This is a genomic window from Chryseobacterium sp. CS2K3 (assembly GCF_059515185.1).
Map to the genome: position 1 here is coordinate 232059 of NZ_JCAKRW010000001.1, position 20838 is coordinate 252896.

The following is a 20838-nucleotide window of genomic DNA, read 5'->3' on the forward strand; positions in this document are numbered from 1 at the left end:
AAAACAATAATAACATGAAAAAAACACTACTTTTTTTTATCTTCCTTTTATCACAGACATTCTACTCACAATCTGACTGTGTGGATGCTATCGCGGTTTGTGGCAACTCAAGTATATCTTATACTCCTAATGGATTTGGAACCCAGGAATTACCGGAAGGCAATTGTGGAGATTACGAGGAAAGGTTTTCCGTATGGTATAAATTTACAGTAGCAACAGCAGGGACTTTAACGTTTGCCATTACTCCAAATACCCCTTCAGATTACGACTGGTATCTTTGGGGACCTAATGCAACGTGTGCTAACAAAGGAAATACCATCAGATGCTCTACTCCCGGAGGAAGCGGACCGACAGGTCTTAATATGACCGCAACAGATCAATATGATTATGGTTTTACTGCAGACGGTTGGGCAAAATATCTTGATGTATTACCCGGGGAAACTTATTATCTCTTAATCAATAATTACACTCCAGGCAATATTGATGGGTTTTCCATGATATGGGGAGGTACAGCCACATTGGCTTCACCATTTAATGATCCGGCACTTACACCTAATCCATTCATTACACCAGGACAACCTAATGCTGACCCTGCAGAACCTAATGAAGTCGTTGTTTGTAATGATCCAACGATTTTTGATTTCAGCAGTCTGACTTCCGGGATTGTAAACGGGAACAACAATTTTATAGTCACTTATCATAATAATCAGAATGATGCAATTTCTGGCGCCAATGAAATCGCGACACCTGTAAATGTTAACGCTACTACAAGTTACTTCTACAGAATCCGATATCAGGATCCCATCAATCCTAACAATCCCATCAACTCCTGCACACAAACTGGAAAATTTAAATTTAAAAAAGGGAATATAAAAGGAAAGAACGTTACATTGACTATGTGTAATAACAACAATGCCAATACGGCGGTCTTTGATTTAACAACTGCCAATGTATTTGACGATCCTGCATATACCGTCACCAAGAAATACTATCCCTCGATAAATGACCTGAACGCAGGCACCAATGAAATTACGAATCCTTATGCCTATTTATCATCAACTAATCTGGTCTATGTATTGATAGAAACAGCAGACGGATGCTCTGCTACAGCAGAAATAAAACTAGATCTCTATACTCCGGTACCGGTAAAAGATGCAGAAATTAAAGCTTGTTTTATTGAAACCAATCCTTCAACAGGTCTTTTCGATCTTAATCTAGCGGCTGTAACATCTCAAGGAAGCGGAACATTTACAAAGAAATATTTTCCTTCTTTAGCGGATGCTATAAGCTCTACCAACGAAATTTTAAATGCACAGAATTACATTGCTCCCAATGGAATCGTATATGCAAGGGTTTCCGACAGCCGCCAATGTTATACAATTGCCAAAATCACTTTAATAGTACTACCTCCGGTAAAATCCAATGTTCTGGTTGATAAGATTATCTGTATGGAAGACAGAACGACACTGGACGCAGGACCAGGATTCGATGGTTATGAATGGAGTACAGGTGAAACAACCCAATCTATAAGAGATGTCGGAGTTGGGGCTTATTGGGTCAAATTAAAAACCGGAAACTGTATTACGCTCCAAACGGTAAAAGTATATGCTTCTGAGCAGCCTGTCATTACAAATGTTGATATTTCAAATAACACTTTGAATATAAATGTCATCGGAGGTACACCGGAATATCAGTATTCAATAGATGCTATCAACTGGCAGGCTTCAAATACTTTCACTAACATCCCAAGAGGGACACATAAAATATATGTAAAAGATTCTTATGATTGTGAGCCTATAGCAATTTCGGTATTGGTTCCTAACCTCATCAACATTATCACGCCTAACGGGGATGGAATAAATGATGTGATAGATTATTCTGCACTGGCAGATAAACGAGATCTTGTATTCAGTATTTATGACAGATATGGTAATAAGATTCATCATGCTGATAAATTCAACGGCTATACATGGGACGGAACCATTGCGGGTAAAAAGGTTCCAACGGCTACTTATTGGTATTCTTTAACATGGAATGAAAACAATAAAAAAAATACCTCTTTCAAGTTTTCCGGATGGATTGCCGTGAAAAACAGAGAATAAAATAAATTTATCATCATACTAAAAGCTCAGGATAGAATATTCTATCCTGAGCTTTTGTTTTTTGTATTTTATCAACACTTGGAAAGATATAATATTCAATAGAAAAAAAAATCAGATAAAAATTAAATCCATTGTAAAAAAAACAGATACAATATTATACGACAATCCTTCGTTTTATTTAAATATATTTTAAAATCATTAATTTAACATTAATAATTTTCTATATTTGCTATAAAATATCCGTCTATGAATGAACCTTTACAAATTTTACTCTTTTCAACAATCCATATTTGGACAGAAAAACAGCTTATCTCAACCGGATAAAGCTCTATAAAGTATTGTTTTAAGACCTTTCTTAGAGCACTTAACGAAAATCTCCGGAGAAACCAGAGAAAGACCTGAACATTGATTCAGAGTATACTCCAAAAGGATGAAAACTTTTACCACATTTTCCGTATTAGATTGATTATCCTAAAATTAATTAGCAGAATGCTGTATGTACAGCCTTCATAGGATTTTATTAATCCTGGAGCTGATTGTTACATGAACTAGTTATAAAACAAAAAACAATTTACTAGGATTGAAAATTTTAAATTGATTAAAATGAAAAAAGCATTACTCTTTTTTATCTTATTTTTATCACAAACATTCTATTCGCAATCAGATTGTGTTGATGCTCTTTCCGTTTGTGGTAATTCTAATATATCTTATACACCTGACGGATTTGGAACTCAAGAACTACCTGAAAGTAACTGTGGTAGCTATCAGGAAAGATATTCTGTATGGTACAAATTTACCGTGGCAACGGCAGGAACTTTAACATTTGCTATTACCCCCAATTCACCTTCAGATTACGATTGGTACGTGTGGGGACCCAACATAACCTGTGCCAATAAAGGCAATACGATCCGATGCTCTACTCCTGGAGGAAGCGGACCTACAGGTCTTAATATGACTTCAACGGATCTTTATGATTATTTTGGACAGCCAGGTTCAAACGCTGACGGATGGGCAAAATACCTTGATGTACTGCCGGGAGAAACTTATTATCTATTGATTAATAATTACTCCATAAATATTGCAGGATTTTCTATGATATGGGGAGGTACAGCAACATTAGCATCTCCTTTTAATGATCCTGCACTTACTCCTAATCCATTCATTCCACCAGGAGCACCTAATGCCAATCCTGCAGATCCGAATGAAGTAGTTATCTGTACAGACCCTGCAGTTTTTGACTTCAGCAGCTTAACTTCTGGAATTGTAAACGGAAATAACAATTTTATCGTTAGTTATCATTACAGTCAAAACGAAGCTCTTTCTGGTAACAACGCTATCGTTACACCTCAAACTGTAAATACTACAACGACTTATTTCTACAGCATCCGTTATGAAGACCCTACCAATCCGAATAACCCAATGAACTCCTGTAGGGAAATCGGAAAATTTAAATTCAAACAAGGAAATATCAAAGGAAAGGATGCAACATTAACAATGTGTAATAACAATAATGCTAACACTGCATTATTTGATTTAACAACAGCTGATGTTTTTGATGACCCGGCATGGACTGTAACAAAGAAGTATTATCCTTCAATGCAGGACCTGAATGCTGGTACTAATGAAATCACGAATCCATACTCATATTTATCTTCAACAAATGTTATTTATGTATCATTAACAACACCTCAAGGATGTTCTGATATTGTAAAAATCAATTTGCAACTTTATGCTCCGGTACAGGTAAAAGATTTTGAACTTAAAGCTTGTTTCATCGAAACAAATCCATCAACAGGACTTTTTGATCTTGATAAGGCAGTGGTAACCACTCCGGGAACAGGAATCGTTACCAAAAGATACTTCCCGTCTTTAACAGATGCTATTGATGCAACAAATGAAATTTTAAATTTTACAAATTACATTGCTCCAAACGGTTTTGTATATGTAAGAGTTTCTGATAACCGCCAGTGCTACACTATTGCAAAAGTTACTCTGAAAGTATTACCTCCTGTAAAGTCTACTGTTTTGGCAGATAAAATAATCTGCATGGAAGACAAGACTACATTGGACGCAGGACCTGGGTTTAACGGCTATGAATGGAGTACCGGTGCTACCACTCAGGCAATCCGAGATGTTGGAGTAGGATCATATTGGGTAAAACTAAAAACCGGAGATTGCGTGACTCTTCAAACGGTTAAGGTATATGCTTCTGAACAGCCTGTCATTACAAACATTGACATTTCAAACAACACTTTGAGTGTAAATGTTATTGGAGGAACACCGGAATATCAATATTCTATGGATAATATTTTGTGGCAGACTTCTAATACATTCAACAATGTTGCAAGAGGAACGCACAAGGTATATGTAAAAGATTCATATGATTGTGAGCCTATCGTAGTTTCTGTTCTGGTACCTAATCTTATCAACCTTATCACTCCGAACGGAGACGGTATAAACGATGTGATAGATTATTCTGCAATGGCAGATAAACAAGATCTTGTACTAAGCATCTATGACAGATACGGCGTTAAAATTCACCAGGCTGACAAATCTAACGGATATAAGTGGGACGGAACCTTAGCAGGTAAAAAAATCCCAACAGGTACTTATTGGTATTCATTAACATGGAATGAAAACAATAAGAAAAATACAGCGTTCAAATTTTCAGGATGGATTGCCGTAAAAAACAGAGAATAATTCATCAAATATATAAAGCCGCGTAAGGCGGCTTTTTCTATTCTGCAATAATAAAACTAGTTAACCTCAGATTGTTTCATAAAAATCATTTTAAACAATGAAAAAAATACTATTTCTTTTAATTTTATTTATCACACAAGCAGTCTATTCACAATCAGACTGCGTTTCAGCGATTCCCATCTGTGGAAACTCGGATATCTCCTACACCCCTTCTGGTCCCGGGCAGATCATAGAGCTACTGAATAAAAACGGAGGATGTCTTTCAAGTAATGAACATTATTCTGTTTGGTATACTTTTACGGTTTCAACACCAGGAACTTTAGCTTTCAAAATTAAATCAAACGTTCTTACTGATGATTATGACTTTGCCGTTTATGGTCCTACTACAAACGGATGTGCATCTTTACAGAATGCGGCTCACGAATTTATTCAGCCTATAAGATGTAATTATTATGGTGAAGTAGCTTCCGGAGAAACAGGATTAAGCTTAACACTGAATCCTCCAGCGACCATGCCACCTAGTACATCTACAATGAACAACCAGGAATGGAGTCCTTATATGAACGTATTACCAGGTGAAACTTACTACTTGGTTGTGGACAACTTTGACCACACTGATGATGGTTTCTCTATGACATGGACGGGAACTGCAAGCTTAAGCTCCGCATTTAATGATCCTGTTTTAGCACCTTTCCCTTTCATCACTCCTGGAATCCCTTCAACACCAGAAACAGATCCAAGTAAGGTGATGGTATGTGGACTTCCTACTACTTTTGATTTCTCAACTCTTTCAGCAGGAATCCTTAACGGAAACAGCCAGGATTTCAAAGTAAGTTATTATAAGGATACTAACGATGTAATTACCGGAGACAATGCTCTTACAATTGAAACGGTAAATGCTACGACCACATATTATTATAAGGTTTTATATAAAGATCCAAACAACCCGAACAACCCTAGAAACGGATGTTTTATTTCCGGGAAGTTTAAATTTGTAAATGCAAGTATTACCGCAAATACAGCAACCCTACTTTCTTGTAATAATAACAATGAAGGCACTGCTAAATTTGATTTAACCACAGCAAATGTATTTACCGGAGCAGGGGCTATTAAGAAGTATTACCCTACTCTTGCGGACATGAATGCTGAGACTAATGAGATTTTGGATCCTGCAAATTATGTTTCTCCTGAAGGAACAGTACATGTAAAAGTTATCTCTGCCTTTGGATGTAAAGCTACCACTACGATCACATTAAAATTCCATCCGGTTGTAAGAGTAACTGACGCTCTTATTGAAAACTGTTACATTGAAACAGATATCACCCGTTCAACTTTTGATCTAACTAAAGCATCGATTGGAGTTCCATTCCCAATTCCGGCTGGAACACAGGTAAGCTATTATAAAACAGTGGCTGATGCTAAAACTCAGACAAACCCTATCATCAACGCTACAATATTCCTGTCTGAAAGCACAACAGTATATGCAAGAGTAAGCAACGCGACACAATGTTACACCATTGCAAACATTGTATTAAAAGTACTTCCTCCAGTAAAGTCTGATGTTTTAAAAAACAAAATCATTTGTGCTGAAGCAAAAACAACTTTAGATGCAGGAACTGGTTTTGACAGCTACGAATGGAGCACCGGAGAAAAAACTCAGGTTATCAACAATGTAGGTATCGGAACATATTGGGTAAAACTTCAGACTGGAAAATGTTTCACAGTTCAGGAAGTACGTATAGACCCTAGCACACAGCCAACTGTTACAAATATTGAAATCACAAATAACAATATCGTTGTATCAGTAGCTGGTGGAAATCCTCCGTATAAATATTCTATAGATGGTGTTACATGGCAGGATTCTAATGCTTTCACAGGACTTCCTAGAGGTCAGAACTTTGTATATGTAAAAGACACCTACAACTGTACGCCTATTCAAGTGGAAATTACAGTGCCTAATCTGATCAATGCAATTACTCCAAATGGAGATAATGTAAACGATGTTATAGACTATTCAGCATTGGCATATAAGAAGAACCTTGTCTTTACAGTATATGACAGATACGGAAACCAATTGTATAAAGCAGATAAAATAAGAAACTATACTTGGGACGGAACTGCATCAGGCAAGAAAATCTCAACAGGAACTTATTGGTACACTATTTCTTGGAACGAAAACAACAAGGATAATACCGAAACAAAATACTCAGGATGGGTATTGGTAAAAAATAAATAAGAAGCTTTCTCTTATAGAAAAAAATCACCTCGGATGAGGTGATTTTTTTTATTAACAAACTTAATCTCCTATTGACCGTATTTTCCGAAAGACTACTAATAATTTGTTGAATACTATTTTCTTAATATTTTTTAAATAAGCTATCTTTGCACCATGGCGCAGAAAGAAACATTATCATCCCTTACACACGGAAACTTTGCAAAAGAATTGTCTATTGCGGATGGAAAAATGCCTCCTAATGCAGTGGATTTTGAAAGACTTGTTATCGGAACCTTTTTGATTGACAAAAAAGGTCTTGATCACTCCATTGACCTTCTTACCCCAGAGGTATTTTACGATCCCAGACATCAAGTTATTTTTTCTACCATTTTAAAGCTTTATGAAGGCAACCATCCGGTAGACTTAATGACGATTATTCAGGATTTAAAAAAAGAAGACAAATTAAGTCAGGCAGGTGGTGATCATTACATCATTGATCTGACTATGGGAGTAAGTTCATCTGCCCATATTGAATACCATGTACGTGTTATTCTCGAAAAATATATCTTAAGAAGCCTTATTAATGTTTCTGCTAATGTAATTGATTCTTCTTACAAAGAATCAACTGATGTTTTTGAACTTCTGGACAAAGCGGAACAGTCTTTCTTCGAGATTACAAACGGAACCATTAAGAAAGGTTTTGATACAGCAAACTCATTAGTAAAGCAGGCAATCGATACCATTAAATCCTTAAAGGACAAACAAGGACTTTCCGGAGTTCCTTCAGGATTCAGAGATGTGGATAAAGAAACTGGTGGATGGCAGAATTCCGACCTTATCATCATTGCAGCTCGTCCCGCGATGGGGAAAACAGCATTTCTTCTTTCAATGGCAAGAAATATTGCAGTAGGTCATAAAATCCCGATGGCTCTATTCTCTCTCGAGATGGCATCAGTACAGCTTATCACAAGGATGATTGCTTCTGAGACCAGAATTTCTTCTGAAAAACTGAGAAAAGGAACTCTTGATGATGAAGAATGGCAAAGACTATTCTCCAATGTATCCGAATTGGAAAATGCCCCGCTATATATTGATGAAACTCCATCACTTTCCATATTCGACTTCCGTGCAAAATGTCGAAGACTTGTAATGCAACATGATGTAAGATTAATCATGGTGGATTACCTTCAGCTGATGACAGCCGGTGGTGGCGGAAAAGGAGTAGGAAACCGTGAACAGGAGATTTCCATGATCTCACGTTCATTAAAGGCTATCGCAAAAGAATTAAATGTTCCTGTAATTGCACTTTCCCAGCTTTCCCGTAGTGTGGAAACCCGCCCGGGTAAGAGACCTCAACTTTCAGATCTAAGGGAATCCGGAGCTATTGAGCAGGATGCCGATATTGTATCCTTCATCTTCAGACCGGAATATTACAAAATTACCGTTTGGGATAATGATGAGGAAGGGCAGGAAACTTCTACTGAAAATCAAGCAGAACTTATTATTGCAAAGCACAGAAATGGTGCTACAGCCGATGTAAGATTGTCTTTCTTAAAACATTTTGCAAAATTCGGAGATATTGAAGCAGCTTTCGATGGTGGTGCAGGAGGAGGATATCCTTCTAATTTCGGCGAGCCAAGTGGCTTTGATAAAATAAAAACGACTATCCAACCGGGAGCAGCATTTGATCTTCCGGACAGCTCGAAACTTTCCGGATCATCCATGAATGATTTTGATGACGATGATGATTTTCCATTCTAAGTTTTGATGATTAGGATTAATACTTACGAATAAATTACTCTTAAGACATTTATATCATTTTGTGATCAGAAATTTAGCATAATTCAATTTTATAAGGCAGGTTTGAAAATCGAAATTTATACAGATGGTGCATGCAGCGGAAACCCCGGAAAAGGAGGTTATGGAATTCTCATGCGTGTTCCTGAAAAAAATTATCAGAAAACATTTTCTAAAGGCTTCAGGAAAACAACCAACAACAGAATGGAGCTCCTTGCGGTAATCACTGCTCTGGAAAAACTGAAATCTACAGAAAATGAAATTCACGTGTATACAGACAGTAAATATGTTTCTGATGCGATTAATCAAAACTGGATAGCCGGATGGATTAAAAGAGGCTGGAAAAATGTAAAAAATCCTGATCTCTGGAAAAAATTCGTTGAATTATACAACAGGCACACTCCTAAAATGCATTGGATAAAGGGGCACGCGGGACATTTCGAAAACGAGCTCTGTGACAAGTTAGCTGTTGCAGCTGCCGCATCTCCTGATTTGGAAATTGATACTTATTTCGAAGGATTAGACAACAACACATTGTTTTAATTCGATTAATAAAATTCTACAAATACACGGATAACATTCATTATTTTATCATAAGAAATATTATTTTTTGAATAATAATTAATTTTTTTAACAAAATTAACATTAAATACATATTTATTAATTGGGATTTAATATCTTTACAAGATGCTAAATCCCAATTAAATGAATAAAAATATATCATCTTATCTTTCTATTCTTTTATTTTTAATGTCTGGAATTTTTTTCGCCCAGACTTATCAACTGACCGGCAACCCGATAAACGCAACCGGATGGACAACGGTTTCACCCGCACAGGTAAGTGGAGATTTTGTTCAACTCACCCCGGATGCTACCAGCCAATCAGGATCTATCAGACTGAATGAGCCCATTAATCTGAAATATTGTGATAAATGGAAAGTAGAATTCGACTTCAGAATGGATTCCAGCCAAAGTTTCAATGGAGACGGGCTTGCATTTTGGTATCTTGCCAATCCGCCGGTAGCAAGTGTACTAGGCTCAGGATTAGGAGTTTCGCAAAATGCAGTCGGGTTTATAGTAGGATTTGACACTTACAACAACACAACAACCGCTACAATGAGCAAGGTACACGTTGCTTACGGACAGGTTACCAATACAACAGATACTAACAATGTAGAATTCTTCAATGTTCCTGGAAGTTCTTTTCATTCTCCGGATCTGAATTCTACACAACCATTTCAGGGGACTACCTTTAAGCACGTTGAAGTAACAGCAGAAGTAGATCCAGCCAACCCAACGAACTGGATTATTAAAATCACCATTGACGGAAATCAGATTTGCAATCAATCGTTCGCCCCGTCCGGTACAGCTGCAGCAATGACAGTAGGATATTTCGGATTTTCTGCTTCTACAGGATCAGCAAGATCAAGACACTCCATTAAAAATGTAAAAATCTATACCGATAAGGTTTCTATTTTACATGATTCGGCAACCCAGTCTTTTTGCCCCAATCCTACCACGGGCTTTGGAAATGTAAATTTAACCAGTTTTAATTCTCAGTTTGTAAACAATCCTTCAAATTATACTTTTATTTATTATCCTTTAGGCAGCTCAACAGCTATAAGCAATCCTGCCAATTATCAATTCAATGCCAATACAACTGTAACGGTAGTTATAAAAGATAATGCAGGCGTTCTTTGTGATAATCCGGATGGGAAAATTCTATTAACACTCGCCCCTTTGAAGGCAGATGACAAAACGATCATCGGATGTAATAATAACAAAACCGGAACGGCTATTTTTAATCTTAATTCAGCTAACGTAACAGATATTCAAGGAGTTGTCAAAAAATATTACAGAACATTAAGCGATCTGAATGCAGGAACTAATGAAATTTTATTCCCGGAAACGTATTCATCTGCTCCAGGAAGCGTATATGTAAAAGTAACGACTCCGCAAGGGTGTGTAGGGACAGCAAAAATCACCCTTACCTTTTATCCTGAAACACCGGTAAAGGAGGCAACCCTGCAATCTTGTTTTATTGAAGGCAACGTATTTAATGCAGTCTTCGACCTTACTTCAGCTGATGTAACTACCTTAACAACGGGGTTCAGTAAAAAATACTATACATCTGTTGCCAATGCGCTCAACAATACAAATGAGATTATCAATCCTCAGCAATATCTATCCGTAAGCACAGCTGTCTATGCAAAAGTAACGGATGCAAACGGATGCTTCTCTCTCGCTAAAATCAACCTTTTTGTTATACCGCCAGTAAAATCTTCAATATTAAAGGATAAAACGATTTGTATAGAAGAGAAAACCGATCTGGATGCAGGTCCCGGCTTTAGCGAATATCTATGGAGCACCGGAGAAACTTCTTCATCCATTAAAAATATAGGTGTAGGGGAATATTGGGTAAAATTAAAAACCGGAAACTGTTTTACTACTCAAATCGTAAGAGTAATGCCATCTCCTAATCCTGTCATTTCAAGTATTGATATTCATAATAACAGCATCACAATGAATGTAGCAGGAGGAACTCCTCCTTACCAATATTCTCTGAACGGAGCGGACTGGCAGTCTTCAAATATCTTCACAGGATTATCCAGAGGCGAAGTAAAGCTTTTTGTAAAGGATTTCTACAATTGTGAACCGGTTCATATTCAGATCACAGTTCCTAATCTCATCAATGCTATTACTCCCAATGGTGACAATGTAAATGATTATATAGATTATTCAGCACTGGCTTACAAGAAAAATTTAGCATTCATAGTATATGACAGATATGGAAACAAAATCCACGAAGCCAATAAAATAAGAAATTTCACTTGGGACGGTACTGCTTCAGGAAAAAAAGTTCCTACTGGGACTTATTGGTATACTGTTTCATGGAACGAAAGCAATAAGGCGAATACAGAAACTAAATACTCAGGCTGGGTATTGGTAAAAAACAGAGAATAGACAATCAGAACAATAACTTAATAATTATCAAACATCTATAATATTTCAAATTAATACATGATTACAATTTAACCATTAAAAACAACTAACCTCTCATAACTTTTCCTCTATGAAAAAAAATATACCCTTTTTTTTATTGGCTATTTTATTATGCCTGTCCGGAAAATCATTTTCGCAAACCTATCAACTCACAGGAAACCCTGTCAACACAACTGGCTGGGATCTTGTTTCAGATGCTGTTGTGGACAATGATTTCATCAGACTTACTACTGATCAGACGAGTAGATATGGAGCGATTAAATTATCCACTCCCATTACTTTGAGCTATTGTGATAAATGGAAAGTAGAATTCGACTTTAGAATTGACGGAAACGGGACCACTCAATTTGGAAGAGGAGACGGCTTTACATTCTGGTACCTTGCTAATCCTCCTACAGGATTTGTTTCAGGAGGTGGTTTGGGAATTCCGGCGAATGCTTCCGGGCTTATGGTAGGTTTTGACATCTTCAACAATACCACTGAAGGTCAGATGAGTAAAGTACATCTTTTATATGGTACAAATAATACAGCAGGGAATAATATTGAATTTAATAATACCGCAGGAAGCACATTTCATTCGCCAGATCTCAATGCTACGATTCCATTTGTAGGAAGTACCTACAGACATGTAGAAGTAAATGGTGAAACAGATCTGAGCAATCCTGCCAACTGGATTATTAAAATCAGAATAGATGGCACCCTTATCGTTGACCAATCATTCGCTCCTTCTGGAAATGCAGCAGGAATGACACAGGGGTATTTTGGTTTTTCAGCAGCAACCGGAGGTGCCAGCGCAAGACATTCGATTAAAAATGCCAAGGTATTTGTGGACAAAGTTCCTATTTTAAACAATACCATCAGCCCTTTTGTATGTACAAATCCTGCAACAGGACATGGTACCGTAGATCTTACCTCTTATAATTCTCAATTTGTAAATAATCCTGGAAATTATATTTTCACATATTATATATTAGGTGATCCTGTTCCTATTGCTAACCCGTCAAGTTTCCAATACACAGGAAACACAACCATTAAAGTGGTCATCAAAGACCCTACTTCTACTCTTTGTGATAATGGTGATGGAGTTATACAACTCACTCCTACCGCATTTGCCGCAACGGATGCAACCCTTACCGGATGTAATAACAATAATGCAGGAACAGCAACCTTTGACCTGGATGCCGCCAATGTAACCACATTAACCGGAGTAACCAAAGAATTCTATCCTACATTATATGATCTGAATGCCGGAACCAATCAGATTACGAATCCTTTTGCCTATGCATCAGGTCCGGCGACGATATACGTAAAAGTTACAACAGCCCAAGGATGCGTAAGCACAGCAAAAATTACACTTAAACTTCATCCAGAAGTCATTGTAACTCATCCAGAAATAAAATCTTGCTTTATAGAAACCAATCCGTCTACTGCACTCTTTAACCTTTCTTCAGTAAGTGTTACTTTAATGAATGGAACTACAAAAAAATATTATCCATCTTTAACTGATGCTATTGACGGGACTAATGAAATATCAAATTTTACAACTTATATTGCACCTAGTGGTGTAGCATATGTAAAAGTAATCAGCAATTCCACAGGCTGCTACTCTATTGCCAAGCTTACTTTAACCGTAATTCCTCCAACGTATTCTCAAGTTCTAAAGGATCAAATCATCTGTATGGAAAGCAAAACCACGCTAGATGCCGGACCTGGATTTAATGCCTATGAATGGAGCACTGGCGCCACAACCCAGAAAATTACCAATGTTGGCGTGGGAACTTATTGGGTAAAATTAAAGACCAGAGAATGCTCTGTTGTACAAACCGTGACTGTTTATGCATCTGAAAACCCTGTAGTTTCAAGTATTGATATTTCCGGAAGCACTGTTACAGTATATGTAAAAGGAGGAACACCCCCTTACCGATACTCAATAGATAATGTTCTTTGGCAGGATTCCAATACCTTTACCAATGTAGTAAGAGGTGAAGCCAAAATATATGTAAAAGACAATTACAACTGTCAGCCTATTGAAGTCAATATTACAGTCCCTAATCTTGTCAATGTAATTACACCTAATGATGATGGCATCAATGATTCAGTTGATTATTCCGCATTAGCTGTCAAGAAGGGGCTTGAGGTAAATATCTATGACAGATACGGTGTTCAGATCTATCAGGCAAATAGAGACAACAAGTACAGATGGGACGGAACTGCAAATGGAAGAAGAGTTCCTACCGGAAATTACTGGTATTCCGTTTCATGGAATGAAAATAACAAAAACAGTACTCCTGTAAAATTCTCAGGCTGGATAATTGTTAAAAACAGAGATTAATTACACACTCACTTATATAATCAAGATCACTCCGTTATTCGGGGTGATTTTTTGCATTTATTGGGTGGATATATTTCATTTAAAAGACGCTTTATTCATATTCAATTCTTAAATTTGTCCTATGAACTATTTGGAGGCTTTAAGCAGAAGATACTCTGTAAAAAAATTTAACAATCAGATCATTCCTCAGGAAACACTTCACAACATTCTTGAGTCAGGAAAGTTGTCTGCAAGCTCATTAGGACTTCAACCTTATAAAATCACAGTTGTAGAAAGTGAGGAAATGAAACAGAAATTAATTCCTGCCTTTTATAATCCATCACAAATTTCCACCTGTTCTCATCTTGTTGTTATTATCTCAAAGAAAACTATTGAAGAAAGCTATATTCGTGGTTATTTTAATCATATTTCCGAGGTAAGAGAGACTCCTCTTGAGCAGCTTAACCCATTCAAAAATAGTATCAGTCAACATATTAATCAGAAAACACAGGATGAAATTTTCAACTGGGCAGAAAAGCAGTCTTATATCGTATTGGCAAATCTTATGTATGCCGCTGCTATTGAAAATATAGACTCATGCCCTATGGAAGGCTTCCGGCAGGATATTATAGAAGAGATTCTGAATATAAATCCCGAAACAGAAAAAGTAACCGTTACCCTCGCTTTAGGCTACCGTTCTGAGGAAGACCACTTCCAACACATGAAAAAAGTAAGAAAACCAAACGAAAAATTGTTTAAATTTATTTAATATTTAAATGATTGTACCTAAAGCCAGCATATGATAAAAGCGGATGTATTAGTAATTGGTTCCGGCATCTCCGGACTTTCCTATGCCATTAAAGTTTCTGAACAGCTCCCTGATGCCAAAATCATTATTGTAACCAAATCTGATGAGGATGAAAGCAACACCAAGTATGCACAAGGCGGGCTTGCTGTAGTGACAGACTTCCAGAAAGATAACTTTGAAAAGCACATTGACGACACCATGCGTGCCGGAGATGGGGAGAACAAACGCGATGTGGTGGAAATGGTAGTAAAAGAAGCCCCTGCAAGATTCAATGAAATTGTAGAATGGGGTGCTCAATTCGACATGAAGAATGGCAAATTTGCCCTAGGAAGAGAAGGAGGTCATACCGAAAACAGAATCGTTCATCATAAAGACATCACAGGTTTTGAAATCGAAAGAGCCTTACTTGAGACTGCCAACAGCAGCCCGAATATTGAAATCCTGGATCATCATTATGTAATTGACATCATTACTCAGCACCATGTTCCCGGAAAAGAACTTAATGAAGGAGACATACATTGCTACGGCGCTTATATACTGGATGAAAAATCCAAAACAATCAAAAAAATCACCTCAAAAATAACACTGGCAGCTACAGGAGGAGCCGGACATGTTTATAAAAACACCACCAACCCCACTATCGCTACAGGAGACGGAATTGCTTTCGTAGCACGGGCAAAAGGTAAGGTTTCCAATATGCAGTATTACCAGTTCCACCCTACCGCTTTATACAATAAGATTGACGGAATGCTTTTCCTTATTTCTGAAGCTGTACGAGGTGACGGAGCAAAACTGAAAACAAAAAGAGGCGAAAAATTCATGCAGAAATATGATGAGCGTGAAGAGCTTGCTTCCAGAGATATTGTAGCCAGAGCTATTGACAATGAAATGAAAATTTCGGGAGATGAATATGTAGGTCTGGATTGCCGCGAAATGAGCCAAGAAAGATTTTTAGAACATTTCCCAAATATCTATAAAAAATGCAAGGATGAAGGAATTGATCCTTTCACTCAATTAATCCCTGTAGTTCCGGCGTGCCACTACCTTATGGGCGGAATTGAAGTAGACAGAGACGGACAGTCGTCCATCAGGAATCTTTTTGCTGTAGGAGAATGTACCAATTCCGGTCTGCATGGAGCCAACAGACTTGCTTCCAACTCTCTTCTTGAAGGATTGGTATTCGGACACAATGCCGCTATGAAAACCGTAGCTCTGCTCAATGAAAATAATTTCAACTTTGATGATCTTAAAGCCGTTCCGGAATGGAATGAAGAAGGGATGAAAATCATGGACGAAATGGTAATCATCAGCTATCTTAGAAAACAGCTTCAGGAAATGATGAGTGACCTTGTCGGTATTGTAAGAAGCAACAGGCGTCTCAACATGGCATTACAGAAGCACCAGGAAATTGCAGCAGCAGTAAATGAAATTTATCACTACTCTATTCTTTCACCACAATTATCAGAATTAAGAAACTTAACCACCGTTGCTCATCTTATCATTACCCAATCCATGGAAATGACAGAAAATAAAGGAGCATTTTACAATAAAGATCTAGCCTAGGAATTTTCAACTGATGAAGATCTCAAATTTAAAAATAACAACGGTAGTAGATCTATTATCCTATTCAGGAAAGATTCTTATTGCCTTTTTTATATTAAGTTCGATATTAATCTGTTCAGCTTTCAGAAAGGATATTGATGGATCCGTATTCTTTATAGCACCTGTTTCAGCAATTATCTTAGGCTATTTAGGGAATATCGCATTGAGGAATTATATTATTTCCCGCTATAAATATCCCTTAGTTTTAAGTATAATATGCAATGTGTTAAGAATTTCGAGAAAAAAAATTTCTACTCAGCCTATTGATATAGATCTTGAGCAATTCATCAGAGACAACAATTTATCTTTAACTTATTATTATATCAACAAGCCAACCTATCCCATTTTAGTTTTTAATAAAAATAAAATCCGTTATTTTACACAGGAATATGACTGGGAAAATTTTAAATGGGATTTCTATATAAAAAAAGAAGGGAGAACCAGTATAGAAATTCTTGAGTTCCGGGGAATAAACCAAGATCATAATTCTATAAAAGAGCGTATTGAATTTGAAAAAATAGAAGCAAAAAATCACGAAATCGTTATTCTATTTATCATTCACGATTTACTATTCGGAAAAGGCTTATCCAGATACTATTAAAATATAACAAATGAAAAGACCCAACTACGTTACCGATAAAGCATTAAAAACTTTTATAAATAATGCCTTAGAAGAAGATATTCAGGATGGAGATCATTCTACACTTTCCACAATTCCAAAAGAGCTGGAGCAAAGTGCAAAACTCCTGGTAAAACATGACTGTATCCTTGCTGGAGTAGAATTGGCTGAGATTATTTTTAAAACCTTTGACAAAAATCTAAAGGTTGAAACATTTATTAAAGATGGAGAAGCAGCAAAAGTTGGAGACATCGCTTTTATCGTAACAGGAAGTGCGAGATCTATTCTCTCTACAGAAAGGCTTGTTCTTAACTGCATGCAAAGAATGAGCGGCATTGCAACTCTTACCCACGAATGGGACTCAAGATTGGTAGGAACAAAAACCAAGCTTCTCGATACAAGAAAAACAACTCCGAATTTCAGAATATGTGAAAAATGGGCAGTGGCAATAGGTGGCGGAACCAATCACAGATACGGTCTCTATGACATGATCATGCTAAAAGATAATCACATAGATTACAACGGAAGCATTACCAATGCTGTAAAAATGGCAAAGGAATATGTTAAAAAGACCAAGAAAAAGTTAAAAATAGAAGTTGAAACAAGAAATCTGGAGGAAGTACAGGAAGCAATCAATGCAAAAGTTGACAGAATTATGCTTGATAACATGGATGTTAAAACAATGAAGCAGGCAGTTGAGATGATCAACGGTTCATGTGAGTCTGAAGCATCAGGCGGAATTACCCGTGATATGATTAAAGAAATTGCGACCACAGGGGTTACATACATCTCTGTAGGAGCCCTTACACACTCGGCTGAGAATATTGATTTGAGTCTCAAAGCAGTGAAATAGCGTTGTATTTTTAACAAAAACACTCCTATTTTATTAAAAATTCAGTAACATGACTTTTTTCATACAAAAATTCAATTTTTATTTACAATACTGAGAATCAAATACTTGATATTATTAAGACTCATTAAAAATTAACATTGAGTTAATAATAGTTAAATTTAATTTTGCGAATTTTGCAGAAAATTAAATCTAATTATTACTAACGATTATGAAATTAATCAACAAATCGATGCTAACTGCAGTAATTACTTTATCTACAGCTAGTGTCTATTATGCTCAACAAGTTCAGGACTCTACAAAAATTAAGTCCAATGATATTGAACAGGTTGTATTAACTGGTGTTGCAGATATCGCTAAAGATAGAAAGACTCCGGTAGCAGTTTCAACGATTAAAGAAGCACAAATTGTTGAAAGATTAGGTAACCAGGAATTCCCTGAGATCCTAAACACAACACCATCCGTTTATGCTACTAAAAGTGGAGGTGGTTTTGGTGACTCTAAATTAAACATTAGAGGATTTAGCCAAAACAATATTGCCGTAATGGTAAACGGTATGCCTGTAAACGATATGGAAGGGGGATCAGTTTACTGGTCAAACTGGGCAGGACTATCTGATGTAACTTCTGCGTTACAAGTACAGAGAGGTCTTGGTTCTTCTAAATTAGCTATTGCTTCTGTAGGAGGAACTGTAAACGTTCTTACAAGAGCTGCAGATAAAAAGCAAGGAGGTATTGTATCTTTAGGAGTTGGTAACAATGACTATGTAAAATCTCTTTTTGCATACAATACAGGAAAATCTGAAAAAGGATGGGCATCTTCATTCTTAATGTCTAGAACTGCTGGATCTATGTATGCTGACGGAACTAAATTTGAAGGATACAACTACTATTTCGCAGTAGGATACAAAAAGCCAGGAGGTAACCATGATTTTCAGTTTACAATTACTGGAGCACCACAATGGCACAACCAAAGATCATACGCAATCGCTATTTCCGATTATATAAAATTCAATCCTGATCATGATGGAACTCCAGACAGAAAATATAACTCAGACTGGGGTTATCTGAACGGAAGACAATACTCTGCAAGAGTAAACTATTACCACAAGCCAGTAATGTCATTAAACTGGGACTGGACAATCAGTGAGAAGTCAAAACTTAACACAGTATTATATGGTTCTTTTGGTAGAGGTGGAGGAACAAACACTACCGGTTCTGCTAACGGAAAGAGCTTAAGTACTTTCAGAGATCAGACTACCGGATTATATAATTTTGATAATGTATTTGCAGCTAACCAAGCTTCTACACCAGATAAAGGAGTACTTATCAGAAATGCATCTATCAACTCACACAACTGGTTTGGTTTAATCTCAAGCTTCAACCACACTATCAATGATAAATTCAAGTTCTCTGCGGGTGTTGATGCAAGATATTACTATGGATACCACTATCAGGTAGTAACTGATTTGTTAGGAGCAAGCGGATACATTGATAAAAACAATAAAAACGTTCCACCTAACTTGGTAACAGCAGTATCTAAACCAGAAGCTAGCTGGAACCCATTTGGAGGGAAAATAGATCCTATGAACAATAGAATCGGATACAGTAATGATGGTGAAGTACTTTGGTACGGAGCTTTCGGACAGTTTGAATATACAAACGACAAAATTTCCGCATTCATTCAAGGGTCAGTATCTAACCAAGGATTCCAAAGAATTGACAACTTCATTATTGACGGAGTTTCGACTTCTAAGAGAGGTGAAATCATGAATACTAAAACTGGTTTCAAAAATCTATTCGGATACAATGTGAAAGCAGGTGTTAACTATAACATCAATGAGCAACACAATGTTTTCGGAAATGTTGGATACTATGAAAAGCAACCATTCTTCAACGCAGTATACAGAAGTAACGAGAACATCGTTTCTCCGGATCTTACGAATGAAAAAATCTTCGGTGTAGAATTAGGATATGGATTCAGATCTGCAAACTTCAATGCTAACGTTAACGTATACAGAACAACTTGGGATGATAGATACCTTAGAAAATCTAACCTAAGAGATGTTGTTGCAGGTAAGACGGCTTATGTAGAAATGAACGGATTGAATGAAGTTCACATGGGAGTAGAAGTAGATGCTAACTATACTCTTAATAAGATATTAACGATCAATGGTATGTTCTCTCTAGGAGACTGGTACTATAAAGGAAATGCGAATGCTACTCTTTTTGAAGACAGTACAAACTTACCATTAAACTTCCCAGGAAGCACAAGTAATGAAGCTACATTATACTTAGACAAAGTAAAAGTAGGTGATGCTGCACAAATGACAGCGGCTTTAGGAGTAACAGTAAAACCTGTTAAAAACCTAAGCTTCGATGCTACTTGGAGAAATACTAACAACCTATATGCTAGCTTAGATGCTTTCAACTTCAGAACTCAAGCTGCAGCTCAAAAGGGTACATTAGAATTACCAAGCTACAATCTGTTTGATCTAGGTCTTTCATATAAAATCAACCTAAACAACAAACAGTATTTCACAATCAGAGGTAACGTTTATAACTTATTTGATACAACATATATTGCTGAATCAAATACAAATACTCACGCTAACCTTTCTGCTCAGGAATATGCTGAAATCAAAGGAGGAACTGTTGCAGGTCTTGCTAAAGAATATGCAGCTTACCAAGCAGCAGGAAACTATAAAGGAGTTAGCCAGACAAACCAGGTATTCTTCGGATTCGGTAGAACTTGGACTGCTACTCTATCATTCAACTTCTAATTATCACAATATTAGATTTTATAAATATGAATCCCGGCTTTGAGCCGGG

At 36.8% G+C, this 20838-nt stretch carries 12 protein-coding genes; all 12 read left to right on the top strand.

Translation table 11 applies throughout. The features are described from left to right. Positions 1–14: 14 nt before the first annotated feature. On the top strand, positions 15–2102 hold the full coding sequence (locus AC5YGG_RS01105; RefSeq protein ID WP_496142578.1) for an FIDD domain-containing protein: 2088 nt from the start codon (positions 15–17) through the stop codon (positions 2100–2102). Positions 2103–2705: 603 nt separating this feature from the next. Then, positions 2706–4802 carry an FIDD domain-containing protein gene (locus AC5YGG_RS01110; protein ID WP_496142579.1) on the top strand — a complete coding sequence of 699 codons (2097 nt, stop codon included), beginning with the start codon at positions 2706–2708 and terminating at the stop codon, positions 4800–4802. A gap of 97 nt (positions 4803–4899) precedes the next feature. Then, on the top strand, positions 4900–7038 hold the full coding sequence (locus AC5YGG_RS01115) for an FIDD domain-containing protein (RefSeq protein ID WP_496142580.1): 2139 nt from the start codon (positions 4900–4902) through the stop codon (positions 7036–7038). Positions 7039–7191: 153 nt separating this feature from the next. Beyond that, on the top strand, positions 7192–8778 hold the full coding sequence (gene dnaB, locus AC5YGG_RS01120; protein WP_496142581.1) for a replicative DNA helicase: 1587 nt from the start codon (positions 7192–7194) through the stop codon (positions 8776–8778). Positions 8779–8880: 102 nt separating this feature from the next. After that, the gene (rnhA, locus tag AC5YGG_RS01125; protein ID WP_496142582.1) at positions 8881–9357 is read left to right on the top strand and encodes a ribonuclease HI; all 477 of its coding nucleotides are present in this window, start codon (positions 8881–8883) and stop codon (positions 9355–9357) included. 162 nt (positions 9358–9519) lie between these two features. Next, complete coding sequence (locus AC5YGG_RS01130; protein WP_496142583.1) at positions 9520–11778, top strand: FIDD domain-containing protein; 2259 nt, start codon at positions 9520–9522, stop codon at positions 11776–11778. A gap of 109 nt (positions 11779–11887) precedes the next feature. Next, positions 11888–14149: an FIDD domain-containing protein gene (locus AC5YGG_RS01135; protein WP_496142584.1), complete on the top strand. Its 2262-nt coding sequence runs from the start codon at positions 11888–11890 to the stop codon at positions 14147–14149. Positions 14150–14270: 121 nt separating this feature from the next. Continuing rightward, a complete protein-coding gene (locus AC5YGG_RS01140; RefSeq protein ID WP_496142585.1) occupies positions 14271–14897 on the top strand; it encodes an NAD(P)H-dependent oxidoreductase in 627 nt (208 codons plus the stop codon). A gap of 30 nt (positions 14898–14927) precedes the next feature. Then, positions 14928–16499, top strand: coding sequence for an L-aspartate oxidase (nadB, locus tag AC5YGG_RS01145; protein ID WP_496142586.1), 1572 nt, complete (start codon positions 14928–14930; stop codon positions 16497–16499). A gap of 13 nt (positions 16500–16512) precedes the next feature. After that, the gene (locus AC5YGG_RS01150) at positions 16513–17139 is read left to right on the top strand and encodes a hypothetical protein (RefSeq protein ID WP_496142587.1); all 627 of its coding nucleotides are present in this window, start codon (positions 16513–16515) and stop codon (positions 17137–17139) included. A gap of 10 nt (positions 17140–17149) precedes the next feature. Next, entirely contained in the window at positions 17150–18010 is an 861-nt protein-coding gene (nadC, locus tag AC5YGG_RS01155; protein WP_496142588.1) for a carboxylating nicotinate-nucleotide diphosphorylase, read from the top strand. A 208-nt stretch (positions 18011–18218) separates the two neighbouring features. Beyond that, positions 18219–20789, top strand: a complete 2571-nt coding sequence (locus AC5YGG_RS01160) for a TonB-dependent receptor (RefSeq protein WP_496142589.1) — start codon at positions 18219–18221, stop codon at positions 20787–20789. Positions 20790–20838 lie beyond the last annotated feature (49 nt).